This is a genomic window from Myxacorys sp., assembly GCF_059501405.1.
On sequence record NZ_JCACCM010000104.1, the window covers coordinates 1 to 24,305 of the forward strand.

A 24,305-nucleotide genomic window follows, 5' to 3' on the forward strand; every position below is an offset into this window, starting at 1 on the left:
ACAGGAAGAGCGATCTGGCGTTTTATTTGCGGTTTGCGGTCTTTCTATTTGCGGTTCGTTTTAGAGGGGTAGAAGCCGCTTAGAGAGCGGGCTGAAGGTGCTATTGCTGGCATTGTCGTTCCCCTAACTGCACTTAGGTTGTTCTGCTATAGGAATGCTTGAGGCAACCATTCTAGGATTGCCAATGCCACGCACCGACGCCGACATCATTGCCCTATGGCTCCACGGCAGAGCAGAGCGAACGATCGAGAGTTACAAACTCGATATAGGGCAGTTCCTTAATTTTGCGAACTGTCCTTTAGCTGACATTACTCTAGAAACGTTGCAAGGCTTCTCGACTCATTTGCAGGGTCGCAATCTGAAAGATTCGAGTCGCACTCGCAAACTTAATGTGGTGAAGTCGCTGTTTGCCTTTGCCACTGAGCAGCAGCATATTGGGATGAATATTGCGGCTGCAATCAAGCCACCTAAGACCAGCACCAACTTGGCAGGGCGAATTCTGTCGAAGGAGGATGTTGCAAAACTAATTGCTTCTGCCAGTTCAGAGCGCGATCGATTATTCTTGCTGCTGACCTATGCGATCGCCACCCGTGCCAGTGAAACCTGTGCTCTCAATTGGGAAGATTTCACAGTTAGGTCAGATGGAAAAGTGCAGGTGAGTATTTGCGGCAAGGGTGGGAAAGTGGCGTCGGTCATGGTTCCCCAGTCGGTGTGGCGACAATTGCAAGTTTTAGGGGGTGCAGGATCTAAACCTTTCCCATTCACTCGCCGGGAAGGGCACAACATTATCAAGCGAGCGGTGAAGAATGCAGGACTAAACCCAAAAATTAGCTTGCACTGGCTGCGCCATGCTCATGCCCGCCATGCGATCGAAGCGGGAGCGCCATTGCATGTGGTTCGAGACACACTTCGACATGCAAGCATTGCCACCACAAATTTTTATCTTGAGTCGTTCCCTGATCAATGTGCCAATGATTATTTGGAGTTTTGAACATTTAAACTAACTGACCAAATTGTGACTAACTTAAGATAATTTTGGTACTTTAGTAAAATTATTTTGTTATGCAAAGCCGAAAATCCTTTCACAGCAAGGGTTTCGGTAAAACTGTATTACGAATGTGCATTTACAACATTTACAACATTTACTGAACATTAAACTAACTGACCAAATTGTGACTAACTTAAAATAATTTTGGTACTTTAGTAAGACTACATATTATACAAAACCGAAAAGCCTTGCTGAGTAAGGATTTTGGTAAAACTGTATTACGAGTGTGCATTTACAACATTTAAACTAACTGACCAAAATGTGAACAACTACAATTCTGAAATTGCACAATTAACAATAAATTGCATAGTTAACAGTTCTGGCTTAATCTCAAAATTGCCATAAATAAAGCCCCAGCTAGCTGGGGCGTGCCAATCCTCGCTCAAACCAAATCAGCAAATCCATAACACTTTCAAACCAGATCAACCGCGTGCAGTGTAGTTGTAAAAAACCGCGACGGAGAAATCGCGGCTGACACTATGGCGTTAGCTGGCTGGTCAAATCTAAAACTTTAGGCAGGCTGTAGCTCAGGCTGCGATTCTGGCTGCAATTCCACTGGCTTGCTCAACACTTCAATCTGATTCCTGAGTTCTTCCATTGCGGCGGCAAATTCTTCTTCGTTAGCAGCTTCACTGGCAAGTTTTTCATTAATGCCAGCTTGGAACAAGTCAAACTCGATTTGCTTCGACCGAAGTTGCTCTTTGATATCTGCGATCGCGGTTGCATCAGCAGCATCATTCTGCATCGCTTCTGCTAGTGTTGCCTGCAATTTCAGCAGGTCTTGCTTCAATTGAGCGTTTTCGGCGGTGAGCTTTCCGATCGTATCCTGTTGGCTATTAAAGACGGTGATGAAACCTAAAACGAGTTTAACGGCTTCTGCTGATGCGCTCATGACTGTCATTCATAGGGGAACCGCTACATGATGCCATCCAAATTGAATATTGAACCAACTATTTTTAAGCGATGAAAAAATGTCGGTATAAGCGGACCAATGCAACCGGAAACCAGAGCAGGACAATCAGCCCATAGATAATTAATTCGCTGGGGTGCTCTCGCCAATCGGCTGGCTGAGAATTGATCGCTTCTGCGATTGAGAAACCGATGAGCAGATAATAAGTCGCCACCACAATTAGGCTTAACAACATAATGCTTCTACCTTGCCGATGCGATCCTTTGGAGCTAGGCGCAGCCTATCGAGTGCGATTTGACGATATTCGGGATTGAGTTCAATGCCGATGAAGTTGCGATTTAATTGCAGGGCAGCCAGAGCAGTTGTGCCTGCGCCCATAAATGGATCGAGAATTATGCCACCTTCGGGCGAGCCAGCCTTAATGCAGAGTGTTGGAAGATCGATCGGGAATGTGGCGAAGTGAGCTTCTTTACATGGCTTCGTGGCAATCGTCCAAACCGATCTTTTAATCCGAGTTTCGCGGCGAACATATCGCCCCAAATCTTTGCCGCTCATCCCTTTCTGCCCGTCGTATTTTTTATTCGAGCAGGTTCGGATACCAGATAAACACTTCTCTTTAATAGCTTCTTGGTCGAAGAAATATTTTTTAGATTTGGCCAGTAGAAAAATGTATTCATGAGATCTAGAGCAACGATCGCGGGTTGGATCTGGCATGGCGTTGCTTTTATGCCAGATTAGGTCTTGCCGTACATACCAGCCCCCATCTTGCAGCGCGATCGCTGTGCGATGGGGAATCATGCAGAGATCTTTTTCCTTCAGCCCATCGGTTAAGCGGTTAGGGCGATGTGTGCCCTTTTTAATCGGTCCATTCCCCACGACATTGCGCCGAGTCGTTGCCGATGCAGAAGCGTAAGTATCCCCTAGATTCACCCAGCAAGTACCTTGAGGTTTAAGAATTCGCCTCACTTCTGCAAACACAGCAACAATTGACTGAATATACTCGCCCATTGTTGGTTCGTTACCAAGCTGACCCACAACGCCGTAGTTTCTCAAGTTCCAATAAGGAGGACTACTAACACAGGCATCGATCGAGTTATCCGGTAAGGTTCTTAGCACACCCAGTGCATCGCCTAGCAAAATCTGATTGAGAGGTAATTCCACAGCAATTCGCCCAACTTATTGCGGGTAGGATTCCTGCTTCACGGGTACTATGGTGAATCGAATTTGAGTAAGCCGATGCAGAAATCGCCATCCGATGTTTGGTTTAACACTTGCTTGGTGCTCTACCTCCTGACCGTCAGCGCAGTCGGGCTGATGATCGTTCACCTGTTGCTGAAATTTGGCTTTGATAATGCCCTGCTCAGCAATCGTCAGGAAAGCGGTTTGATACTCACTTGCATTGTCTTATTGGTCGGCTCAGACCAAGCTAGTGGTAAATTTCGCCGTGCCTTTGATGAAGAGCATTTTTTCGATCAATCAGCCAAAGCTTCATTGAAAACCGTGATGCAGAAGCAGAGCTGCATCTTTTTAAGCAAATCGCGCTGCCAGATTCACCCCTCCAAGACATCTTGCCTCGACTGCCCCGACCGCATCTGCGGACTAAGCAATGCTCGCCTCTAATTGGGCGATGTGCCTGCGCTCGGCCAACTTCGCCACGGAGAATTGATTTCTCAATAGTTCGAGCGCGATCGCCCGTTCCGTTTTCTGATCTTGGGATGTTTGCAGCGTCGTGAGCGCCGTTTGCAGATCCGGTTGTGCCATCAGTTGAGCACGGGCAGCTTTGCGCTGTGCTTCATTCGTTAGTGATTTATCGAAGGCAATCGCATGGTCAATGCCTGCGATAGCGTGGTCGACTTGCGATTGCCAGTGCCGTGCAGCTTGCTCTGATATCAGCAGCTCGCTCTGCTGGTGTGCGATGGCTTGAGGATAGTCTTTTAATTCCATGAAAATAAATCCTGAAGATTTTCTGAAGAATTCCCAGAAGGAAACCTAAAGCAAATCGCCCAACTCATCGCCATGCAAGCCATCATCCTCATTCAGGCCACATCACAAGCACCCCACACCACGCCTGATATTCCTGGCCAAGCAGGATGGGGCATTGCTGGCGCTGCACTCATGCTGGTTCTACAAAAGGGCTTTGAAGCCTTCTCTCAGAAGGAGAAACAAGAATCTGAACTCGTGACTAAACTTGTCGAGTCATTGCAGGGTGGGCAAGAGAAACTGCTCGATCAATTGGTGGTGGCGCAGAAGGACCACCACCAAGCTTTAGTAAAACTGGAGGCAGCGATCAACAATTTCAGTGAGGCAGTCAACACCAGCTTCGAGATCCACGATCGGAAGATCGCTAGACTCGAACAAGAAGTGGTGCATCTCAGGTCTTTGTCGTGCCCGTTGCCACCGCTCAAAACTGGTAAATAAAAAAGCATCTGGTGACACAGATGCTAATCAGCTCTATTTATACTCCTAAGTCAGCAGCTCTAAACCTTCCAGATATAAATCTTCTGGCAATTCACCCTCATCGACGGCACGGCGAATCCACGCTTCTAAAATTTCAATCCGCAGATCTTTCACTCCGACCGTGAATTCTAAACTATCTAGCAGTTGGGTCTTCTGGTCGATTTTTGGTTCCGACTTGGGCTTCTCTGGCGGCTGCTCTCCCAGCCAACCGGGAAGCAGCGGCTGAGTTGTGCCGTCTGGAGTCGAGCAATAGACAAATTCACCATCTGCGCGATCGACTGTGACCGATTGCCCATAGTAGGGATTTTCTTTCTCAGTCACGATGTGTTGTTCACCTGGCTCCAGTTTCTTGGCAGCACTTTGATTCTTGGACGAATAGAGCGCCGTTTTAACCTGCTGATGAGTGACTGGCTGGCCAGCGCCTGCCCGCTCTAAAAATTCTGCTTTCACCTCATCTGGCATTGATGGCGAGGCTAATAGGTAAAGTGCAGAAGTGGCGATTGTGTCTAAATTCGCAAAATTTGCGAATTTGTCAGCCACTGCAATGTAATTGTTAGCGGTTCGCCAGCCCCATTGAAATTCGCCCTTCAGCCAATCACCAAAGCAGCCATGCTCTAAGCGAGCTTTTACCTCACGCAACTTCTGCCCAATTTCAATGGCATCTTGGGCAGTCCGTTTCATGAGAGAGCGAATTTCGCTCGTTCGCTGCTGCACGACAACACGAGTCTCTAGATCGAGCACCTCATAATTAAAACTTTGTGGCATTACTTCGACTGTCATTGCTCAACCCTCTTTACCTGTTGCTTTCTTTAACTGCTGCATTCCCTGCTCTAGCCAGAGATTAATTTGCTCCACCGTGACTTTGCGCTTCTTGGCGATCGCCGCCTCAGTCATGTCAGAGATATGCTTCTCAATCAGCACACTTTGAATCGGCTCGCGAATGCGAGCAACTGAAGACTTAAACCAGGAATAGTCAATTTTGACAATGCCGCCGATGTCATCTTCACCATTGAGCGATTCATCGAGATTGCTCACGGGTGGCAAATTGTAGGCATCCCAGGCCACGCGCCATTTTGACTCAGTAATGTTGAGTCCGCGCACAATTTGCGATTCGTCGATATCAGCGCCTTGCGCTTTTAACTTACGCTGCACACGTCTCACCCGCGACACTAGCTCAATGCCTCGACGTGGCTTCTTGATCACGCTATAGCCATGATCGCGATTGTGGTGCTGAATCTCGCCTCTGATGTAGGGCACCGCGAACGAGCTGAAGGCGTTGCCCGTGCTGGGGTCAAACTTTTCGACGGCGCGAATTAGGCCGATCGCAGCAATTTGCTCTAAGTCTTCATACGGCTCTGGGCATTCGGAAGCGGCGCGGTGAGCAATTTCACGAGCCAGCCCAATATTTTGTTCCACAAGCTGATTTCTCAGTCGAATTGCGGACTCGGTTTTTGTCCCGGTTTGTCGTGCTTCAAAATACTCCCAAAACAACGCTTCTAGCGATTGTTTAGTCATGTTAAACGCTCAATCTTTCCTAAGCTCAATCTTCTCTATCTGTAGGTATAGTTTGGCTATAAAAAACTACAAACTATAAAGGGTTAATACTTAGGTTTTTACGGTTTGAATCATGAGCAATACGTAAAGAGATGCAGAATACTTAAAAAACTATTAAACCTCGGCAAAAATGGGGCTGGTCGTCACTTATACCTGAGATTATGCGTCGAGAAAACTTTCAAATTGGGGCGATTGTGGTCCCAAAAGATCGAGCTTGGCTGTGGGCCCGAAGGCAAGACTTGTACCTGCTCACCGTCGTTGAAATCTATCCCTGCACCGTTCCTCGTTATTCCCGCTTCTGGGTCATTAAAGTTCGAGTGGACGTGCTCAACGATTGGGGACGAACTGTAGATCAGTTCCTCTGTCCTCAGTTTGCGGATGACTACGAGTTACGTACCACGCCCCTTCAAACTCGGCTGGAATCAGCAGCTTCCGTAGTTTTAGGTCCCGAAGAGATTGCTGCTCTACCTCGGCTAACTGGGTGAAGATGTTGCCGTACAGAATGGTGATCGTGTTGATGCGAGCGAGTGTTTTCTCTAACTGCTCTTCCGTGCATTCGTTCATATGACGGTAAGCATGGATCAGGGTGCGGATGGCAATGTCTAATTCTTCTAGCTCAGAAATAATTCGACTGGTGTTGTGAGTCATGGCAGCGCTACAGACTGCCCTAGCATTCACGCTGCTGAATTGTGTTGGTTAGATGAAGGGATGGTGAAAGAGTGTGAGGGTAACAAAAAGAGCGCTTCACACAATTAAGACTTTCGGTAGTTCATCTGTCTAAAGGCGTAGACTGGGGAAAATTTGTCATAGTTTCTGAAGGTTGCCCTATGACTCTGATTGCGGCTGTAGCTGACCTAGACTCTGCTGAAATGCTTCACCTCGCAGGGATGTTTGCGATCGTCGATGAAGTCTTGAAAGTAGATCTCGATTATCTGAAGCGGTTGGGTCAGCATCCCATCTCAAAGTTATTTGGCGATCGCCCGGAAATTAGTGGCGTTCAAATGGGGCGCTCTCAGGTTCAGAGCGTCGTTGCAAGTGCCACAAAGCAACATCTACAGCAAGCGGAGGCAATCACGCTTACAGGCGTCGATTTAGAGGCAATCAGAGTTTATTGCCAACAACGCATCGACGCAGGGCACGGACGCAAAGTGCGCTACATTTTCTAGCCAGCGTTGGCGAGCACGCTTACTACTGGGGTGAAGTAGGGAGCTTACGTTTTACAAAGTTTCAAAACCATTGTTAAATCTAGCTTGCAGCCTTACTGCTTCTGCTTTGGGGTAGTAGGGGTCGCAGGTTCAAATCCTGTCGCTCCGATAGACGGAAAGCCAGTCATTGACTGGCTTTTGTCGTTTCAAGAGATCTTAAAATCCTGGGTATGAGCCTGGGTATGATCGTTCGTTCTAATACGGTTTAATGCGGCTTCCAGCGCTCGTTGGGTATAGGATTGGGTACAGTCAATTCCGGTGAGTTCGGAGGGCATACCCACCCTATGGCTAACGTCAATATTGAAAACTTAAAAGGGAATTTGCGCCTGAGATGGCGATTTGAGGGCAAGCGGTATTGTCTTGCTTTAGGGCTGCCTGATACCCCAACTAACCGAGCGATCGCGCAGATGAAAGCCGCCGAAATTGGGCGCGATATTGAGTACGGCATGTTTGACGCCAGCTTGCTTAAATATCGTGGGGAGCGCCACGGCAAAACGCCCATCAAGGTCTATGAGCTATTTGAGAAATACATCGAAAGCAGGCGCGGGCAGGTCGCCCAGCAGACGCTCAGTAAGCACTCTGGGCTTTTGAGCAATCTAAAAGCCCACTTTCGAGAACGCTACGCTGGAAATCTAACGCCTGCGGACTGTGAGGCGTTCAAGGGCTACCTAGCTGAAAAGCTTGCTCCCATCACCTTAAAGCAGCAATTGACTGACGTTAAATCTGCATGGGCATGGGCAATCACACGGCACATGGTTACTGATAACCCTTGGGTGGAAGTAGTGAAGCGAGTTCCACGTGGGAAAGTCAAGAAGCCACAACCCTTTACGATTGGGGAGATTCGCGCCATCATTCAAGGTTTTCGGACTCATCCTGAATACAGCTATTACGCGGATTATGTTGAGTTCATGCTGTCTACCGGCTGCCGCATTGAAGAAGCGATCGCGTTGACCTGGGAAGACGTAACCGACGATTGCTCACAGATTTGGTTCGGTAAAGCCTTCTACCGAGGGCATGACAAAGAGTTGAAAGCAGGGAAAGCGGGCTTTGTCCCGCTTAGCAAAAGCCTTCAGCAATTGCTGACTAAGCGCCGTCCGATGAATGCTGATCCCAAGTTGCTGATATTTCCGTCGCGCCGCCATGGAAAGCACATGGATGATGCGAACTTCCGAAACCGAGCATGGAAGACGGTTCTAGACGATTTGAACATCCCCTATCGGAAGCCAAACAGCACACGCCACACGCTGATCAGCTATTGGCTCTCCCAGGGTGAAGACCCGTTAACAGTTGCGAAGTACACTCGCACTAGCCTGAAGATGATTTACGAACACTACGCAGACTACATCCCAAACAACAAGAGGCTTCCAGAGCTTCTAGGCGATGTTTTTTCGGGAACGAGTGGTAGCAGCGCCGGGAACGGAAGCTTGGAATAGCGCGATCGCGTTTAGGTGCCTCTGCGAATCCCGCTGGCATTTAGCGACTAACCACACTTCGACCATGCGTTTGTTAAACGTTATCTTTCCGCCTTCAACGGGCTGAAAATAATGAACACCATTGATCCAAGCAAACGGGTCATTCTTCAGACGAATTTGCTCCCACATCTTAGTAAGCTTCCAATCCAGGTAACTCAGAAGCTGTTCTTGGCTGATCACTTCAATTAATTCAGAAAATCTGTGTTCTGTCGGCATAGTAAAACTAGCAACTGTGTGTGAGTGGCGTTGTGTAAGGGGTTGATTCAATTCAGTTAAGCCGCCGCCTCATACTCCGGTGGTGAATTGTCCGCCCGATCGCGCCATTTCCGCCGCTCCTCTCGTTCTGCAACGACGCGATCGCGGATGGCTTCGACAATCAATTCAAAGTTTTCTTGAAAATAAGCGTTACCACTGCATTCCATTAGCAGCCAGCCAACAAAGTAGGCTGCTTCGGATTTTGCTTCACGTTGGTTCCCCTTGGAATCGTGCCCACACTTGTGAGCTTTTTCGGATTTAACACGCGCAGTTGCTCCAAAGTTCTGATATCCGAAAGACTTAAGGCACTTCTTAATCGCGCTCCAGAAATCCTCCAAACATTCAATCAGAGGGAATAGTGCTCTGAGTTTGCGATCGCGCTGAAACTCCTCGTAAAGTTCACCAATGATGGGTGATTTTGCTCGGAATGCCGTCTCGTCCGCTACAAGATGTTCGCGACTCTTAGATTGAAGTTTTACAAGCTGAGTGAGCCCAAGAGATCGAAACAATTCGATATTCTGCCGTGCCTTGAACGCTGGCGAGTTGTAATTGATCTTCTGCGATCGCATCAAGTCGCTCAAGTCAATTTCGTCTTGAGGATTATTTTCGATCGCTTGCACCCAATTTTTTAATTTCTCTGCCCTTCGAGAATTCATAATTTTGCAGAGCGTTAGAGAGTCTTGTCTGGACTCCTCCAAATCAACACTAGGACAGTAGCCCATCTGCTCACGCAGCGAACGCCATTTTTCGTCTAACTCACGGAAATCAGACACATTCTTCTCAGCCAGCTTCGGAAACTTCTCGTGATATTCAGCCAGCTTCAGATCCCAAACCTTAGAGTTCTTAGAGGGTTGTTTCTTCTGAGCTTTGAGCCGTCGCCCGTTTTCTAGATTTCCGTTCAGAGTGTTTTCAGCATCCTGATTTTTGACGGCTGCGATCGCACTGCGCCACTCCATCACGCTGCCGGAATCAATCTCGACTGTTTCGACCGACTCAAAATATTCGTTCAGCAAGGCTTGAATATACTCACTGTTGAATTGCCGCTCAATCTCTTTCGTGAGCGATTCCCACAGTCCCCAGCCTTGCAGCGATTTGGGTGCGTTAAATCCCAGTTCCTCAAAGCTTTCGGTAATTCGCCCAATCCATCGCTTGATTTTCGCCCGATCTAGCAGTGGTGCGTCTTGACCTGCGTCTGCAAATCGCGGAGCCGAAACAAACCACTCAGAGCACTTACGGCAGCGACCGAGCATTTGCAGCATATCCGTTGGGGACAAAACGCCACAACTGATCAGCAACCCGCGATCGAACGGCGCTTGAATGTCTAGACCGCTTTTTGCAGTGGGCGTGTAAACCACCACGTCTATTGGCTGACTCTTGCTCTGGATGATTCCGTCTGGATCAGGCATGAAAGAAGCGTTCTCTTCCGGCGTTTCTGAACAAGCAATCCAAACTCTAGGCGATCGCCCATCGGGATAAGTCAATTGCTCTGCGAAGGTTTTAATCGCTTTTGCTGTTGTGATTGAGTCAGCCGCGATCGCGATTCTGCCAACTTCAGAGCCGATCCAATTTCGCAGTAATTCAAAGTAGACCGCATCATGCCGAAATGCAATTTGCCCTTCTCGGTTGCGCGTTTCAATCCAATGGATTTTGACGGGTGACTTCTCCGCCTTCTGTCGGTAGAGAGCGATTGAGCCGCTTCTGTGCTTACGAATCAGGGCGATGTCTGCATCACTCAGAAACGCATCAGCCACAATAAGCTGTCCGCACTCTGCGATCGCTCTGAAAAACTCGTCCTTCTCGGATTTAGAAGATAACCCCTTCCGAATCCCTGCGAACTCGTCGATTACGAGCGTTTTCATGCTCCAGCTAAGTTCACCAGTTGCATAAGGCTTAAAACTGTCGGGGCACATGATCACCAAAGTCTTTTGGTCTGCATGAAGCATCATCCGATGAATTCCGACATCGCCTTGATACTGGCGTGCGTCAAAGCCCATCCGTTCAGCCCGCTTCTCGAACTGTCGTCCTAATCCGTTCAAAGGTGTCGAGGCAACGATCGATCGCTCATCTTTGAAGGGTGCAAGCGATCGCAGCACCATCTCGGTTTTGCCAGCCCCTAGCCAACCCGAAACGCAAATTGTATCTGTGTAGAGTTCAAGCTCTGGACAGTTGCCCTCGTACTCAATTTGGCGATCAACACCAGGAATCACACTTGATAGCTGGAAGTCTCGTTTCAGCCCATCCCAATATTGCATGAACCGAGCTTTACGGCTGCTAATCAAGCGCTCCCTTGAAGCTTGGTTCTGCGAATCGCGCTCTGATGCTCCAAAACCTACTCCAGTCGGAAAGGTGTAGCCACTGGCGGCGGCGATCGCTTTAGCCTCCCGATAAATCCGCTTCGTATCGCACCCTTGCCAGCAGTGGAACGCTCCAGTGTCAACGCGAATGTGCAGCGAGTTATCGCTCACTCCATCATGGGCGGGACATTTGCAGTTAATCCAATCGCCTTCTACCCGATAACCGATGAGGTACTCTGAGAAGTTCCGAATGTCCCAGGGGTTACTAGCTGGGTCGGTCGGCTTGGAGCCGGTTGGATTCTGCGATCGTTTCTGTTTGCGCTCGTGATTGGCTTTCTCGTCCTGCGTTGGATAAATCCCAATGTCTTCCAACTTTGTAACTTCGACAGGCTCACCCCAACCGATTCGCTCATAGGTGTTCCCGTTCGGGTGAATCGTTGGAGCGAGGACGGTAAATCGCCCCTCAAACAAAGCCTCACCAACATGCCGACCATTTGGCTCGGTCGCAAAGTTTGTAAAAGTCGGCTTCTCTTGAGGACAAACCGCAATCCGATAGCCACCTGATCCAGTCTTCTCAATCCAACTTGTGGTCAACCCGTGAGCGTCGATGAGTGTCTGAACGGCGCGATCGCACTCTCCCTGACTCGAATAGTTCTTTGCGTCAAAGTCCAGCCAATCTACTCCAGAATGCCCACCAAGCGTCCCTACGCCTGTATTGGGATTGGCAAACCATTCTCTCAACTCTCGTTCGGTAGGTTGCCGATCTTGGTAAGACTTGTGATTCAGCGTCCGAGGCTTCCCGTCGAGACCTAGGTAACTGGGGTTTTTCCCGGTGATACGCCCGATCGGCTGCAAATTCTCGTCAAGACGGCAGTAGTCGCCTTTGACGAAGGCCTTATCACCACCTACAGACGTTTGTGAGATTCTGCAAAAATTACCCTGTATTTCCGGCTGGCGTGGATTAGCACCCTTAAACCGCTCGATTGCAAAATGCTGATGATGGCAGTCCTCCTTACGCGGGTCTTGCTTCGGTGCAACCGGAATCGGAGGACACCCCAGCGTTAGTAGAGCCTCAATCGTTGCCTGAATTCCTGGGTTTGTGCTGTAAATTGTGCTAGGTGCTGTTTGGAACTGAGGGGAATAGCTCATGCTTCACCCCCATCGATCGCTTGCTCGATCGCGTTCCAAATTGACGCAGCATCACGATCGCTGCCAAGTAACTCGATCGCTCGATAAGCCTCGTTTCGCGTTAGCTCAAACTTTAGAGTCCAGCCCCCGAAGCAAAGATAGAAACGCTCACCCTCAAATTCTGGGCGCTCAACACGATCGATCACAAGATCCGGTGTAAATTCTGTGAAAAGACCTAGCTGCCTAGGGTTGGAGCTTGTGCTACAATTTTTTTGTGTCTGAACAGTTTTGGTTCGCTCAAACTGACCTTGATTGACAGTTTTTGATTTTTGATCTAAATTTGTCCTTGTCATCAAATAAGCCTCCGCCCTTCCTGGGCATATAGGTGGAATTGAGTTTCAGCGTCGAGTTTGCCGACAGAAACGCTGAAAATGGAAAAAATCGAAACCTCTCGTAGCTAAACTGCTTCGGGAGGTTTTTCAATTGTGGGTGCGTGCCGATCGAGGAATTCAACGATCGCTTGGTTAGTGAGTGCCGCTCGATGCACATTCATTTGAGCCATCAGCGATCGCAAGCGGCTGTAGTCGCGATCTGTCAAATGTGCGTTGACTTGATGCGGCTTCATTTCCTCGCCCTTTTTTGCGCGTGGTCGCTTCATCTGTCGTCCCCTCCTACAATGCAGCTACTTTAATCTGCCAAAGCGAATCTAATCTACGCTGAAATTTTCAACTGGTTTCGACTGATCGCCGGTCCTCAACTTCCAGCGATCGCACCCACTGCATAACCAGAGCGCTTGCACTGATACCACGAGCACGCGCGGCGCGGTGCAAGAGTTCTCGATCGCGCCGCGTCCCGTACAAGTTGATTTGGATTCCAGGCGGCAAGCTAATTTCGTTGCTCATGACGTCAACCTATATATAGCGATGGGTATTATGGTAACGGCTTTTTAAAAATCGTCTACCCCTAATTTGAAAAGATTTTCTAGAAGCTCGCGATCGCCTTTTGCAAAATTTGACGATTACATTAACTAATAGCTCAAAATCAACACGTGTCAGATGGCGCAAAGATTGCAGCGTTTAATTTTTTGTCAAAAACTGACAAAAAATCAAATATTGCACTATTAGAAAATATACACGTGTACCAGTTAAGCAATTCGTACGCGATCGTTAAAGGTGATTTCTATATCTAGTGTTGAGCATTAAACCGACAAAATGAACAACACTGATGTTTTGGGAATCTGAACGGGCTGTTACTGCGGTTCACTTGATCCGTTTATCGGTACCGCGATCGCTGGGATTTCAAACGGGCTTCAAGCCACTTTCGATGCGCGATCGCTATTTAATCTTCAATTTTCTTTTTCCCTGCTCCAGGACGTTTCCCACCGCGAGTTTCCCCTAGCGGTTCCGCATCCGGTGAAATAACGCCTTGAATCTTCGCGTGTTGAAACAGATGAGATTCCAGATACTCATTAGGTGTCATTCCAGTGCGATCGGCAAGTTGTTTAATCGCCTCAATTACGCGCTCGTCGAATCGATAACTAACAGGTTTTCTGGGCATCTCAAACAGCATCACGGTAGCTACCTCCATATTTAACAAGACAACGAACATCCTATCTGAGACGCTGATTCAAATGCAATACTTTTGATTATTAGCTTAACTTATGAAGGTTCTACTCTATTTCTGAGGTAGAACCCTTGCTAAATAAAGCTTTAAAGTCAAACGCAATACTTTTGAATGATAAGTAATTCTGTCTTCAAAAGTATTGCGTTTGAATGAAAGCGTAGTTATATTGATTTGTGTCAGGCAAGGACACAGCAAGACTAAACCTGACAGATCACGGCAAAAGCTGCCGTTTCAGCTAAATCTGCATCAACTCTTCATCCAGCAAGGATTTCAGCCAAATGAATACTCTAGTTCGGTCAAATGAAGCTGAAAAAGCAAGTCTCAGCCTGACTGCCCCTGACACCTCTAGCCAGTTTGTGGCATTAGGTCTAGACGTAGGCAACGGAGCCGTAAAACTCTACTCATCTCTAGGTGAAACGCTGCTCGAAAGTTATGTTCTACCGCTCTCGGAACGCGCCTCACATGTTAATTCAGGCTATGTGGAATATCTCGACGGCGATCGCGCTGACTTAATCGGGAAGCAGTGGATCGGGGGCATCAATGCTTACTACCAATCACCTACCGCCATTCAACGCGTCACCGACAGCAAAGATGGTAAGCCTCAGCTATGCCTACAACTCTTGCTTAGTGCCCTCTCTACCTATGCTTACCGCCCTACTTGGGACTTGTCAGTTTGCGCTTCAGTGCATGATGGCAAAGTGTTTGGATCTGCAATTAAGGCAGCGCTTGAAGGCACCCACACCGCCATGATTGCAGGGAAGCGATCGACCGTCACGATCAAAGTCGCAAAAGTGCTTGAAGAAGGTGCGGGGGTTGCTATTACGCTGCGAAGTGAGTTTGATTTCACGAATGCACTGGTCTACGACCTTGGCAACGGAACCGCGATCGTTAGCGCATTCAACGGCTTGCAAATGTCATTTCGCGACTATGCCCCTACTGCGGGTGTTGAAAGCCTGATTGACGCGATCGCAATTTCTGACTCGGTGAGAAACTATCTCAAGCAACCAGGTGATCGACATCTCATTCGCACTGGCATTGAGAAAGGCGATTTCTCCTACGGTACTCGTCGGACTGAATGGAATTTTAGAGAGGCATACCTAAAAGCGTTGCCTCAATGGTTTGAGCAAGGATTTAAGCCCTTTGTGAAAGCAACTGAAACTCGCGTCCCTGCTGCTACCGCGATCGTTGCTGTGGGAGGTGGGAGCTGCTTACCGGGAATAGCTCAGATTCTTGCTAAGAAAGGAATCGCCGTTCCTCAAAACGCCCGTTGGTTAAATGCTAAAGGCTTGTTCCAAGTTGCACTGAGAAGTGCTTAGGAGGAGTTGAAGTGAGACTTTCAATCACTCAAAAGCATCATCAGAACTTAATCAACTCAATAGCCCTGCAACTTGGTACAGACGATCCGCGTGCTGCCCTGGAACACATTCTTAATTGCTGGATTGTCCCTTGCCATGTGCCTCAAATACTCGCATCAGCGCCACCTCAAGCAAAAACCACTGAAGACGATTTCAGTGGGGTTGTTGATTGGTCAGAATAGCTGATCGCCCTTTGGAGAATTTTTAGATGCCTGAAATGTACATCCAGATCACTAACTTCTACAAGCACAACTGGAAAACACTTCCGATCGTTGATCTGGCGTTGCTTTGTTCAAGTATTTCAATGTCTGTCGCAACCGGAGCAAAAGTTGAGCTACGGCATTTTGATGGCTTTGTTGATCGTCGGAATTCAGTTACGCCAAGCGATCGAATCGATGCTGCTGAAACTTTGCAAGCCGTTGCTGCCGTTCTGACGGAACGGTTGAAGTCACTGCCACAAGACGAAATTGAAAAGCTCGATCGTCAGCAGCGACTGATTCGGGGAGTGATGAGCGACGACAAATCGCACCCTTAGTTATGCGAAAGCCAGCCCCCACTTACGACGGTTAGGACTGGCTTCATCCCACAAACAACCGCTAAATCATTCGAGGACTCCTCATTATGACAACACTCAACCGCAAAGCGATCGAAAACTTGTTAACTAACTCCCCCCTCACGCTGGCAGGGAGTACCGGAAAGTATCAACTCGTTAATCACTACGCACAAACGCCGGTCTACACAGCGAGAACACTTCCCGAAATTCGGCGGCAAATCACAGTTCTTTTGGGACGGTGACGGCATGAGCCACACGATTTCACAGAAGACACTCTATAGGGGTGTGTTAGTCGTTGCAATCCTAGCTGGATGTGTAATCGACAGAGCGGGAATTCTCCGGTTTCAGGCTCAGCAGAACGAGAAGCACTCGACGGCGATCGCCAAGCAACAAGCTGTCAGCCAAGAGGAAACCTTTGGTCAGAAGCTAGAGACAGAAACCGATTTGGCGATGAAGCGAGCGAGTCTAGGCTGTGTGACGATTCGCAGCACTCGGAACAACAAGCCGATTCGATTTGATGAGAAGGTTCGCGTTTTTGATCCTGAATCCTTCCCCAATGACCCCAAGACTAAGCGCTTTGACGGAAAAGGAAACCCAATCAACGGCGTTCGCCCCATGCCCTCTGGCGTCGTGGTTTGCAACATCCACGGGGACACAGCCGTAGTTGGTCAAGACGGTTTCATCGGTCAGATCTACCGAGTCGCTCCTAGCAAGCTTTCAGAGTTCAAACAGTTGATAGGTCAATAACATGAGCAACAATCAAACCCACTACGACTTCGACGCTGACTATGTGGTTGAGGATGAGCACAGGGAGAAGAACCAGAAACGGCGTCGCCTGCTTCTAAAAGTTCTTGAGTTCAGCGTTTACGCGATCGTGGGTGTTCTCGCTTTCTACAGTGCTACACCTTGGATTGCGGTTGGCAATGCGATCGGGAATGAGATTGCGCTGTCATCTTTCTACAAAGCTCTGACTCTGATTCCGATCCTCGGCTTAGTCTTCTCGTTCCTGAAGTGGTTTCTGCTAAATGCCTTGGGTGTTGCGCTCTGGTTCATCGTGAACCTGATCCAAGTGACCCCGATGCTGTTGGCGATTCCGCCGGTCTACGCTGGAATCATCGACTGGATCAAGAGCCAACGAGAACCGGATTCGAGTAACCCCAAAGAAAATGAGTTTCAAAGGAAGCTGTCGGAATGGCTGATCACCGCCTTTGACAATTTACCGAAGTTTGCCGCGATCGCATACCTCCTAGAGTTGGTGGTGAACTTGTTTCACTACATGCCTTACCAAGGGGAATGGGCAGCAATCGTTAAAGACTTCCCCCTTCTTGAAGTGGGCAAGATTCTCTGGATTCAATTTGGCTTGATGGTCGGCTCAATCCTCGCGATTGAAATTCTATTCAAATTCGTTCTCACGGTTCATCGCATCTTCGCCGCGATTCGCCGCTAACTAACGGAGCCTACCCGATGTGGCGCAAAGGGTAGGCTCCTAACTTTGAAACTTCTGGGAGCTTCTAAGCATGTCTAAAATTGTAAGTCAGAACACCGAACCCGTCGTCGTCCATCAGATCGGAAACTTAAGCGTCACTGCATCTGAACCTGATGATGGGGGCGTGATGCTGCTCAAGGTCGCGACGTTGATTGTTGGAGGAATGGCAACGATCGGCGTAAGTCCGATAATTGGCGCGTCACTTTGGGGTTACGCGGTTCTGAAGATTACAGGGCTTGTGAGTAGCGTTGACGGTAGTTCAGGATTAGGGCAACAACTGAGAGATGATCTTCAAGGCCGCCCTTCTAACATCCCCGCTGACGCTCCCAGATATTTACCCAGCGAAAATACGAGATTAGGCGCGATCGAGGTTCCGTCCTTCACTATCCCCGTCACTTCGTCAGAGTCCAAGTTATTCGATTGGAGCAACTTAAACACCGTCTATGACGATTTCCCGCACTTGCTGCTTCTCGGCAAAACTGGAGCAGGTAAATCATTTCTCGCTGAGAAACTGGGACGATTTCTGGATGGGGCAACCATCGTCATCACTCCCAAGAAAAAGCCAAAAGACTTTGCAGGGATGCAGGTGATTGGCGTTCCTTACGACTTCGCCGCGATCGCAGAAAACATTGCGGGCCTGTCCAAGATCGTGAGAGATCGAGAAGCTGAGATGAACCGCACGGGCGATGATTCGTTTGGACCTATCAACGTGATTTTGGATGAAGTCCCGACCTTTGTCGCGGGCTGCAAAGACTTAAATTTGGACGTGGTGAAGGATCTGAAGTTCATCATTCGAGCGGGTCGCACAAGCCGTGTGAGGCTGATTCTGTTGGCTCAAGGGCAAGAGGTTAAGACACTCGGAATCGAGGGAGAGGGGAGCTTACGGGATAACCTCAGCTACGTCTATCTAAAAGGTTTTGCTGAGAAACAGGCGGCGGATGCTGGACTGGATATCTCTAAGGACGATCGCCCCTGCATCATTGATGGGAAAGTTGCAGACATCGCGGCTCTAGTTTCTGCGGCAACTTGCAATTCTGAAAATGCTGGTTTAGAACCCCTTAACCCTCAGCCATCCGTACCGAAGCCAGCATCAACGCCGCAAGACCTTGATCGCATGTTTAACCTGCCGTCTGCTGAGCATGAAGTCGAAGAGTCGGGGACAGAGCAGCAAGGAACAACGGCGATCGGCTTGAAGAATGCCTTCCCCGGTTGGAATGAGAAATCGATTGAGGTTGCTTGCAAGGTGGTCGAATTCCTCAATAAGCAGCCTGAGAAGACGTTCAAAGCGCATCAGCTTAAGTCCTCAATCTCAGCGATCAAAAAAACTGATGTTGAGAAGATCCGAGCGCTCCTTTCCAAGCTTGGAGAAGGCAGATTTATTCAGGCTGATGGCGATGATTATTCCGCGATCGCCCCTTCAATCGACGATGATTTCAACTGGTAACAATCATGGATTTCCAAGAATTAATCGAGGTCGTTTCACACTCGAAGCCGTACAAAATCAAGCAGCCTAGATTGTGGTCTTTGTGCGTCCTAATTGTGCCAGAGCAAATGAAGGAGCGATCGCCGGTGATTGCATTGTCCGGTATCAGCGGGCAGTACCTTTTAGGTTTCAATCTTCCACCACAACTAGGCGAATATTTCCCCTATGAAGGGCACATCTGGAAAATCATCGCCAAGCCGATTCAATTCCCAACCAGATATCGCAGTCAGGGAGCAAAACGCTCTCCGCTTGTGTTCGCTCAATATGTTGAGTCTTGCAGTAATGACGATCAAATGTTGATGCGGCTGTTAGAGCTTTCTGCTAACAGTTCATGACTCTGCTCATGATTCATGATGGCGGTTCTTAGAGGGGTCATGAGGGTCATGATAGCCCGTCATGAGTATCATGTCATGAGCGTCATGAGTATCATGAGAGAAGCTGAAAGCGTTGATGTAACGTCATCATGGGTCATGATAATCCGCCATGATAGCGCGTCAGGAGTGCCATGAGCGTCATGAGCCCCCATCATGAAACATTATGAAATTAGGGCAATCTACAATCGCTCTCTCAAACTATTAGGAAATGCTCATGTTTAACGCTGAAATTCCGAATGAATTACTCCTCGTTGCTGCCGAAGCGATCGCGCATTCCAGTTGTGGAAAAATGACATTCTCAATGCTCGATACCTGTGAATGGCAAGTTTTGATCGAACTTGATCCGACTGTTGGTGAAATGGCACAGGATGTCTATTTCATTGTTCGGAGCCGCCCCAAAATGCCGCTTTTGTCGTTGGTCACAAACTCGTATGCCTACGATCCAGATGCGTTAGAAAAGCCGTTTGTGAGCCTGGAAGATTCTGTCAACGACGCGATCGCCCATTTCAAAGAATTGGAGGCGGAGGCGGCATGAGTGAACTCAAAGTAGGCGATCGGGTTCAAACTCAGATTGGCAGTTTAGGAACCATCTAGCCGCCGCCCTACTCGATGCCGCTGCATCATCTGGTGAAGTTCGACCACGGTTCAACAATATGGGTGCTGCGACGCATCTTAGAGCGAGCTACAGAACCAGTCTCAACAGCGAAGAAACGCCGCAAAAAATAGGAGACCCAACAGTGCAAATTGCTTGCTACAACCTGCCTCAATCTCCTATGCCGATCGTGGGCATCCAGTTCAAAGCTGTTGGCAAAAGCGGAGAAGAATCGATTTTCTTTTGGACACCGCCCTACAAGAGCTACCCTGATTCAGCTTGGAAATGGAACGTTTGCGATCCTTTGGAGCTTGGCAAAGCCAATCGTACAAAGCAGTCAAGCTGGAAGAAACTCTCGAAGCCACTACCGCAGAAACGGCGCGATGAGTTGCAGCAATTTTGGAACGCTCAAACGGACATCGGACTTTGGATCAGCGAAGCCAAGCGATCGCACTACATATTTGAACAATCGGCTTAATTCATTCCGATGGCTGAGCAAAACTTTCTCGATACAGTTTCACCGCTTGCCTAACGTGATAGCTCGTTCCATTAGGCAAAGACTTTAACCATCTCAAATCATCAACGCTAATCCGAACAGTAGTCGCTTCCGTCTGCCCTGGATCATCTGGAGCCGATCGATCAACAAGATTCTTCAGGCTAGATTCATTCGGCTTTTTGCGAGGCATTGCAGCACCCATTTGAGGTATTCATATCAATCCTACCGATGTATACCCTGAAGAGCAACAGTCAGGTATAGATTTAATCGATGTACACGTCGAAAAAGTCAGAAGATCTTCTATACAAAATCTGTTGACATTCGACGTATACATCGATATATTTAATTCATGCCGAGGGGGAGACAACCTTCGGAGGGGCGCAAGCCCGACGGCGGTAACGCTGCCTCTTCGGAGGTGATGCCCGCTTCGGAGAACGGGGTGCTGTGAGCGGTCACAGTCCGCAAGTTCCTAGCCAGGCTGAAGGAAGCCTAGCCAAGTGAAGCCCGTTACTTTGTGTCGGGGGAGCCATGACACGTTAATCTCATTGGCTCAAGTCCGCAGATGGGGGAAACGCCCCGGAGGACGCTTTTCACGTTAAAAGCAGCGCTGCCCCGGAAAGAACGCGCTGCCCTACCCCACAAAGAGGCAACTCAAATGATATCAGTTCAAATTGCACCACAGCCCATTACCGCAACCTGCGCTCAGTGCCGCTTCTACGATCGCGGCATTTGCCAACCGAGAGCGCGAGCGGAATGGAGCGACGCCACAGTCAAGGCAAATCGTCCAGCTTGCTTCATGGCTGAATTACTGCCCTTCTAGTTTCTAACCTTCATGCCCTGGAGGGTCTAGGGCATCACTACGACACATTTACACAAGTGGAAAATCAATCATGCAACTCGTAACCCTCAAATCGAACCTTAAAACTCAGACTGCAATTGCCACCCAGTTCGTCGCCACCGAGATTGAGCAGTGCGAACTATGGCTAAACAACAAGCTTGATCAAGACATCACGTTGCAGCAACGGTTGGTCAATGGCTGGATGGCGACGGCTCCACTTCGCAGGCTATTAGCAGCGATCGCGCTAACTATCATTGGGTTTGCAATTCTTGCTTGGGATTGGCTACTTGAACTGTCGGTGCAAAAAGAACGTACCGTCCCAGTCCGTCTCATCCGTCGAGTCCGGTTGTTCCAACTGAGAACCGCTCGGAAGATTGAGCGCTGGCATCAGCAAGGTCAATTGTTAATCGAAATCTCGCGAGTTCGGGCGCAAAGTGCGCTCAGCCGCTGCCGCAATGCTCGCGATCGTGCCCGCCTGATCCTTGGCAACAAATAACCTTGCAGTGATACCAATCATCGCGCTCAGCAAACGATCTCTGTTAAACAATCCCTGTTGTTCGCAAAAGATACTCAGAAGCAGCCACGAAAAAGGGACAGCTTATGACTGACTGTCCCGCAACAAAACACTTAACGAAGGATACCCGAATCATGCAATCACTCGACACCACGATCGATCGCTTTTCCTCGCACTTTCTACCTCATGTTGATCGCTCAAAGTTCCAAATCGATTTATCCCTCGTCGAAGACACCATCAAAATCCACATCAAGAAAAAACTGCCTGAACAGAACGAAGGCTTCACGATCGGTAAGTTCTACGGGCAATACCGGGACGAAATGATTGAAGCCGTCGTTCAGACCGGTGAGGAAATTCAGCGTTTTCAGATCTCCTGCGAAGAGCGCGAATTCCGCTCTCACAACGTCCGCAACTTGCTCAGATCACCGCAGAATCTCGATCGTTTTTAGCGCCACACTCGGCTGATTAAGTACCCTCTCAAAATACTTGGAGAAATTAAAAATGGTTTGTTGCGAATTGTTTGGAGACAAGAGTGACTTGGGTGTTCGAATTGATTACCCCGCCGTGCCTCAGATTGGCTCAAAAGTGATCCTCGATGAGGATTCAGGCGAAGTAATCCTGAGTGGGACTGTTAGAGAAATAACGTACCATTTCTCTGTTGGCGACAACGGAATGATCGTTGGTTGGGACGGCGTTTGCGTAATGCTTAAGGTTGACTATGTTGATGATGGTGCGATCAGTGACCTAGTTGCATTCCAGCGGGGGGAGATCAAAGAGTATCAAACTAACGAGGTTTGGCGTGCTGCTCATCATGAGCAGTGGTGCAGGACCTTGGGCGAACAAGACGCCGAAAAACTCACGACCATGCAGTTGCGGTGGTTGAGATCTGGAGAACTCGACGAAGCCTTACGCGGGTGGTTGAGAGATCGACACTCCCATCACGTGAAAGATATTGACGAGCAGTTTTTTAAGAACTGGGTTGAAGGCGTTCTAAGTGTCTGCTCAAAGTCGGAAGCTGCGATCTCATAACCTCATCTCTGACGCGCTAAAAGCACTCGGTTAACGATCGAGTGCTTTTAGTGATTTAGTAGATAAGAAATCCCTGAATGCTTGCCATCAGTCTCTATCCTCCTCTGCGGATTCTGGGCATTGTGCATATAGCGCTTTTGACACCGCTGCTTTGGTGAGCGTCTTTTGCCATGCATTGAGATCCGATCGCGCGTCCACCGTCGGATCAGTCTGAGCCTTGCCGATCGCCTGCATCATCCCTCGGAAATTGCCAGCGCTGCACTGCTTGTTGTAAACCTCTAAAAGTCCTTTAACCGTGCCGTCAAGCCTGTTTTTGTCCGTTGCAAAGATTGTTTTCGCAGTTAGGCGATCGTGCAAACTCAAATCATTAATGCTCCCTGGTATAGCATTCTCTAGCATGGCTCGCTCAGGCTCTGATCGCCCCTTAAATGAGTCCGAAATAGAAGCACCCGCGATCGTATCGACCACGATCGTGAGTGCTCCTAACAGCCCGATCGTTGCGCCAACCCGAACCAACCACTTTTTAGTTGAATCGTTCACCACCAACCCCTTTAAGCAACAACACAGTCTGCCTTCTATGTCCCCTATTAATCGCAACTTTCGGATTTTTCTTGTGGGAAGAACTTCCCGCGAAAGCTGATTTGATTTCCATTGATCGCCCAGTATCGGGTCCCCTCACAATCGCTGTATCTTTGAGCGGTTTTACCGTCGATCGTAATGACTGGGTTGCCGGGATCGTAGCGATAGATTGTCGTTACAATTTTTGTCTGCACACCATCCATCCAGTTCAGCCGGACAAACCCAATATCTCGCTGAAGCTCTGGCTGCATAACCGTTCCAAAATTAGCGGTGCAAGGTTGGCGATCAATATTCTTGCTCGAATCCGTAGCGCTCTTATAACTGCACAAGCCTTTAGCATGTCCAACTGTTGACGCGATCGCTTGCTGCTGAATCCCTGCTTGAATGCCAATTACCGCAACGATCGACAGTCCCAGAAATAATCTTTTCAACATTCTTCAGTATCGTCTCATCATCACTCTGGTTATATCGCCGCACAAGAGCCGCGATCGTGAAGGGTTATCGGAAACGCATGAAATCTTGGCGTTGATTACACAAGACAGCAGGACGCACAATCGCTTAACCTCCACCCGTTTCCCCGATGGCATCTCAAACCGTCTCGATCGTCCTTTCCGCTAAAGACTTTGCATCTGGTGTTCTCAGCAAAGTGGGGGCGTCTTTAGGTGCGCTGACGAAGCAGACAAACGTAGGAGGGGGGATGGGTGCCGCGCTATCAGGAGCGTTTAGCGCGGCTCAAAAAGAGTCCGAAGGGCTACTTGATGGCATGACTTTATCCGTGTTGAAAGCGAATGCGATCGGACAGGCTTTCAATTTGGTTGGTGGAGCTATTGGAAGCGCTCGCCAAGAACTCGAAAAAATGAGTTCGATTCAATTGCAATCGCTTGGCTCTGCAAATTCTCTTGCTCAAGTTGGCAAGATATCTCTGACAGAATCGCAGGCCATGTTAGACGACATGCAGAAAGATCTGGCGCAGAAGGCGGCATCTTGGATCGGGGACACATCGGAGGTAGTGCCCCGGAAGTAATGATAACTGCTAGAGTAGGAACAGTTCATCTCGTTC

36 protein-coding genes are annotated in these 24,305 nt (G+C 48.7%); 20 read left to right on the forward strand and 16 right to left on the reverse strand.

Translation table 11 applies throughout. The features are described 5' to 3' along the window. Positions 1–184 precede the first annotated feature (184 nt). Complete coding sequence (locus AC5I6P_RS12830; RefSeq protein ID WP_495694155.1) at positions 185–991, forward strand: tyrosine-type recombinase/integrase; 807 nt, start codon at positions 185–187, stop codon at positions 989–991. Between the two features lie 568 nt (positions 992–1,559). Here the strand turns inward: AC5I6P_RS12830 and AC5I6P_RS12835 are convergent. The 3 genes from AC5I6P_RS12835 to AC5I6P_RS12845 all read right to left on the reverse strand — a co-directional run bounded on the left by AC5I6P_RS12835 (position 1,560) and on the right by AC5I6P_RS12845 (position 3,119). Beyond that, entirely contained in the window at positions 1,560–1,940 is a 381-nt protein-coding gene (locus AC5I6P_RS12835) for a hypothetical protein (protein WP_495694156.1), read from the reverse strand. Between the two features lie 64 nt (positions 1,941–2,004). Continuing rightward, positions 2,005–2,193 carry a hypothetical protein gene (locus tag AC5I6P_RS12840; RefSeq protein WP_495694157.1) on the reverse strand — a complete coding sequence of 63 codons (189 nt, stop codon included), beginning with the start codon at positions 2,191–2,193 and terminating at the stop codon, positions 2,005–2,007. After that, positions 2,184–3,119, reverse strand: coding sequence for a DNA-methyltransferase (locus AC5I6P_RS12845; RefSeq protein WP_495694158.1), 936 nt, complete (start codon positions 3,117–3,119; stop codon positions 2,184–2,186). Before AC5I6P_RS12845 ends, AC5I6P_RS12840 begins: the two co-directional genes overlap by 10 nt. 75 nt (positions 3,120–3,194) lie before the next feature. On the opposite strand from AC5I6P_RS12845, the gene AC5I6P_RS12850 reads away from it, so the two are divergent. Further along, positions 3,195–3,578 carry a hypothetical protein gene (locus AC5I6P_RS12850; RefSeq protein ID WP_495694159.1) on the forward strand — a complete coding sequence of 128 codons (384 nt, stop codon included), beginning with the start codon at positions 3,195–3,197 and terminating at the stop codon, positions 3,576–3,578. Here AC5I6P_RS12850 and AC5I6P_RS12855 read toward each other — a convergent pair. Continuing rightward, on the reverse strand, positions 3,558–3,902 hold the full coding sequence (locus tag AC5I6P_RS12855; RefSeq protein ID WP_495694160.1) for a hypothetical protein: 345 nt from the start codon (positions 3,900–3,902) through the stop codon (positions 3,558–3,560). The genes AC5I6P_RS12850 and AC5I6P_RS12855 overlap by 21 nt on opposite strands. A 72-nt stretch (positions 3,903–3,974) precedes the next feature. On the opposite strand from AC5I6P_RS12855, the gene AC5I6P_RS12860 reads away from it, so the two are divergent. Beyond that, complete coding sequence (locus tag AC5I6P_RS12860; protein ID WP_495694161.1) at positions 3,975–4,376, forward strand: hypothetical protein; 402 nt, start codon at positions 3,975–3,977, stop codon at positions 4,374–4,376. Positions 4,377–4,421: 45 nt separating this feature from the next. Here AC5I6P_RS12860 and AC5I6P_RS12865 read toward each other — a convergent pair whose 3' ends face one another. From AC5I6P_RS12865 to AC5I6P_RS12875, 3 genes are all read right to left on the reverse strand, one after another. Next, positions 4,422–5,195 (reverse strand): DUF3102 domain-containing protein, encoded by a 774-nt coding sequence (locus AC5I6P_RS12865; protein ID WP_495694162.1) that lies wholly within the window; start codon positions 5,193–5,195, stop codon positions 4,422–4,424. A gap of 3 nt (positions 5,196–5,198) precedes the next feature. Continuing rightward, entirely contained in the window at positions 5,199–5,930 is a 732-nt protein-coding gene (locus tag AC5I6P_RS12870; protein WP_495694163.1) for a sigma-70 family RNA polymerase sigma factor, read from the reverse strand. A gap of 366 nt (positions 5,931–6,296) precedes the next feature. Next, positions 6,297–6,617 carry a hypothetical protein gene (locus AC5I6P_RS12875; protein WP_495694164.1) on the reverse strand — a complete coding sequence of 107 codons (321 nt, stop codon included), beginning with the start codon at positions 6,615–6,617 and terminating at the stop codon, positions 6,297–6,299. A gap of 179 nt (positions 6,618–6,796) precedes the next feature. Here AC5I6P_RS12875 and AC5I6P_RS12880 point away from each other — a divergent pair, with 179 nt between their 5' ends. Next, positions 6,797–7,135 carry a hypothetical protein gene (locus AC5I6P_RS12880; RefSeq protein WP_495694165.1) on the forward strand — a complete coding sequence of 113 codons (339 nt, stop codon included), beginning with the start codon at positions 6,797–6,799 and terminating at the stop codon, positions 7,133–7,135. Between the two features lie 323 nt (positions 7,136–7,458). Further along, complete coding sequence (locus tag AC5I6P_RS12885) at positions 7,459–8,607, forward strand: tyrosine-type recombinase/integrase (RefSeq protein WP_495694166.1); 1,149 nt, start codon at positions 7,459–7,461, stop codon at positions 8,605–8,607. Between the two features lie 311 nt (positions 8,608–8,918). Here the strand turns inward: AC5I6P_RS12885 and AC5I6P_RS12890 are convergent, their stop codons facing one another. The 5 genes from AC5I6P_RS12890 to AC5I6P_RS12910 form a co-directional block, all read right to left on the reverse strand. Then, the gene (locus AC5I6P_RS12890; protein WP_495694167.1) at positions 8,919–12,344 is read right to left on the reverse strand and encodes a bifunctional DNA primase/polymerase; all 3,426 of its coding nucleotides are present in this window, start codon (positions 12,342–12,344) and stop codon (positions 8,919–8,921) included. Beyond that, complete coding sequence (locus AC5I6P_RS12895; RefSeq protein ID WP_495694168.1) at positions 12,341–12,676, reverse strand: hypothetical protein; 336 nt, start codon at positions 12,674–12,676, stop codon at positions 12,341–12,343. Before AC5I6P_RS12895 ends, AC5I6P_RS12890 begins: the two co-directional genes overlap by 4 nt. A gap of 104 nt (positions 12,677–12,780) precedes the next feature. Next, a complete protein-coding gene (locus tag AC5I6P_RS12900) occupies positions 12,781–12,981 on the reverse strand; it encodes a hypothetical protein (RefSeq protein ID WP_495694169.1) in 201 nt (66 codons plus the stop codon). Between the two features lie 67 nt (positions 12,982–13,048). Beyond that, positions 13,049–13,225, reverse strand: a complete 177-nt coding sequence (locus AC5I6P_RS12905) for a hypothetical protein (protein ID WP_495694170.1) — start codon at positions 13,223–13,225, stop codon at positions 13,049–13,051. Positions 13,226–13,661: 436 nt separating this feature from the next. Then, complete coding sequence (locus AC5I6P_RS12910) at positions 13,662–13,910, reverse strand: hypothetical protein (protein WP_495694171.1); 249 nt, start codon at positions 13,908–13,910, stop codon at positions 13,662–13,664. A 314-nt stretch (positions 13,911–14,224) separates the two neighbouring features. On the opposite strand from AC5I6P_RS12910, the gene AC5I6P_RS12915 reads away from it, so the two are divergent. The 10 genes from AC5I6P_RS12915 (at position 14,225) to AC5I6P_RS12960 (ending at position 20,267) form a co-directional block, all read left to right on the forward strand. Then, positions 14,225–15,262, forward strand: a complete 1,038-nt coding sequence (locus AC5I6P_RS12915) for a ParM/StbA family protein (protein WP_495694172.1) — start codon at positions 14,225–14,227, stop codon at positions 15,260–15,262. Between the two features lie 11 nt (positions 15,263–15,273). Beyond that, the gene (locus tag AC5I6P_RS12920; RefSeq protein ID WP_495694173.1) at positions 15,274–15,483 is read left to right on the forward strand and encodes a hypothetical protein; all 210 of its coding nucleotides are present in this window, start codon (positions 15,274–15,276) and stop codon (positions 15,481–15,483) included. A gap of 26 nt (positions 15,484–15,509) precedes the next feature. Continuing rightward, positions 15,510–15,836, forward strand: coding sequence for a hypothetical protein (locus AC5I6P_RS12925; protein ID WP_495694174.1), 327 nt, complete (start codon positions 15,510–15,512; stop codon positions 15,834–15,836). Between the two features lie 86 nt (positions 15,837–15,922). Then, a complete protein-coding gene (locus tag AC5I6P_RS12930) occupies positions 15,923–16,096 on the forward strand; it encodes a hypothetical protein (protein WP_495694175.1) in 174 nt (57 codons plus the stop codon). Positions 16,097–16,100: 4 nt separating this feature from the next. Beyond that, a complete protein-coding gene (locus tag AC5I6P_RS12935; protein ID WP_495694176.1) occupies positions 16,101–16,601 on the forward strand; it encodes a hypothetical protein in 501 nt (166 codons plus the stop codon). A 1-nt stretch (position 16,602) separates the two neighbouring features. Next, positions 16,603–17,301 carry a hypothetical protein gene (locus tag AC5I6P_RS12940; RefSeq protein WP_495694177.1) on the forward strand — a complete coding sequence of 233 codons (699 nt, stop codon included), beginning with the start codon at positions 16,603–16,605 and terminating at the stop codon, positions 17,299–17,301. Between the two features lie 70 nt (positions 17,302–17,371). Continuing rightward, the gene (locus tag AC5I6P_RS12945) at positions 17,372–18,784 is read left to right on the forward strand and encodes a P-loop NTPase family protein (protein WP_495694178.1); all 1,413 of its coding nucleotides are present in this window, start codon (positions 17,372–17,374) and stop codon (positions 18,782–18,784) included. Between the two features lie 5 nt (positions 18,785–18,789). Continuing rightward, positions 18,790–19,158, forward strand: a complete 369-nt coding sequence (locus tag AC5I6P_RS12950) for a hypothetical protein (RefSeq protein WP_495694179.1) — start codon at positions 18,790–18,792, stop codon at positions 19,156–19,158. A 253-nt stretch (positions 19,159–19,411) separates the two neighbouring features. Beyond that, positions 19,412–19,732 (forward strand): hypothetical protein, encoded by a 321-nt coding sequence (locus tag AC5I6P_RS12955; RefSeq protein ID WP_495694180.1) that lies wholly within the window; start codon positions 19,412–19,414, stop codon positions 19,730–19,732. A 118-nt stretch (positions 19,733–19,850) separates the two neighbouring features. Continuing rightward, positions 19,851–20,267, forward strand: coding sequence for a hypothetical protein (locus AC5I6P_RS12960; RefSeq protein ID WP_495694181.1), 417 nt, complete (start codon positions 19,851–19,853; stop codon positions 20,265–20,267). Position 20,268: 1 nt separating this feature from the next. Here the strand turns inward: AC5I6P_RS12960 and AC5I6P_RS12965 are convergent, their stop codons facing one another. Both AC5I6P_RS12965 and AC5I6P_RS12970 read right to left on the reverse strand, forming a co-directional pair. Next, positions 20,269–20,475, reverse strand: a complete 207-nt coding sequence (locus tag AC5I6P_RS12965) for a hypothetical protein (protein WP_495694182.1) — start codon at positions 20,473–20,475, stop codon at positions 20,269–20,271. A 152-nt stretch (positions 20,476–20,627) separates the two neighbouring features. Further along, positions 20,628–20,750 (reverse strand): hypothetical protein, encoded by a 123-nt coding sequence (locus tag AC5I6P_RS12970; protein ID WP_495694183.1) that lies wholly within the window; start codon positions 20,748–20,750, stop codon positions 20,628–20,630. A 97-nt stretch (positions 20,751–20,847) separates the two neighbouring features. Between AC5I6P_RS12970 and AC5I6P_RS12975 the strand changes: the two genes are divergently transcribed. From AC5I6P_RS12975 to AC5I6P_RS12990, 4 genes are all read left to right on the forward strand, one after another. Continuing rightward, on the forward strand, positions 20,848–21,105 hold the full coding sequence (locus AC5I6P_RS12975) for a hypothetical protein (RefSeq protein ID WP_495694184.1): 258 nt from the start codon (positions 20,848–20,850) through the stop codon (positions 21,103–21,105). Between the two features lie 70 nt (positions 21,106–21,175). Then, positions 21,176–21,619: a hypothetical protein gene (locus AC5I6P_RS12980; RefSeq protein WP_495694185.1), complete on the forward strand. Its 444-nt coding sequence runs from the start codon at positions 21,176–21,178 to the stop codon at positions 21,617–21,619. Positions 21,620–21,723: 104 nt separating this feature from the next. Further along, positions 21,724–22,086, forward strand: a complete 363-nt coding sequence (locus tag AC5I6P_RS12985) for a hypothetical protein (RefSeq protein ID WP_495694186.1) — start codon at positions 21,724–21,726, stop codon at positions 22,084–22,086. A gap of 52 nt (positions 22,087–22,138) precedes the next feature. Next, positions 22,139–22,666 carry a hypothetical protein gene (locus tag AC5I6P_RS12990; protein ID WP_495694187.1) on the forward strand — a complete coding sequence of 176 codons (528 nt, stop codon included), beginning with the start codon at positions 22,139–22,141 and terminating at the stop codon, positions 22,664–22,666. A gap of 87 nt (positions 22,667–22,753) precedes the next feature. On the opposite strand, the gene AC5I6P_RS12995 is transcribed toward AC5I6P_RS12990, so the two are convergent. Beyond that, the gene (locus tag AC5I6P_RS12995) at positions 22,754–23,206 is read right to left on the reverse strand and encodes a hypothetical protein (protein WP_495694188.1); all 453 of its coding nucleotides are present in this window, start codon (positions 23,204–23,206) and stop codon (positions 22,754–22,756) included. A gap of 47 nt (positions 23,207–23,253) precedes the next feature. Continuing rightward, positions 23,254–23,679 carry a hypothetical protein gene (locus AC5I6P_RS13000; protein WP_495694189.1) on the reverse strand — a complete coding sequence of 142 codons (426 nt, stop codon included), beginning with the start codon at positions 23,677–23,679 and terminating at the stop codon, positions 23,254–23,256. A gap of 146 nt (positions 23,680–23,825) precedes the next feature. Between AC5I6P_RS13000 and AC5I6P_RS13005 the strand changes: the two genes are divergently transcribed. Then, on the forward strand, positions 23,826–24,269 hold the full coding sequence (locus tag AC5I6P_RS13005) for a hypothetical protein (RefSeq protein WP_495694190.1): 444 nt from the start codon (positions 23,826–23,828) through the stop codon (positions 24,267–24,269). The last annotated feature ends 36 nt before the right edge of the window (positions 24,270–24,305 follow it).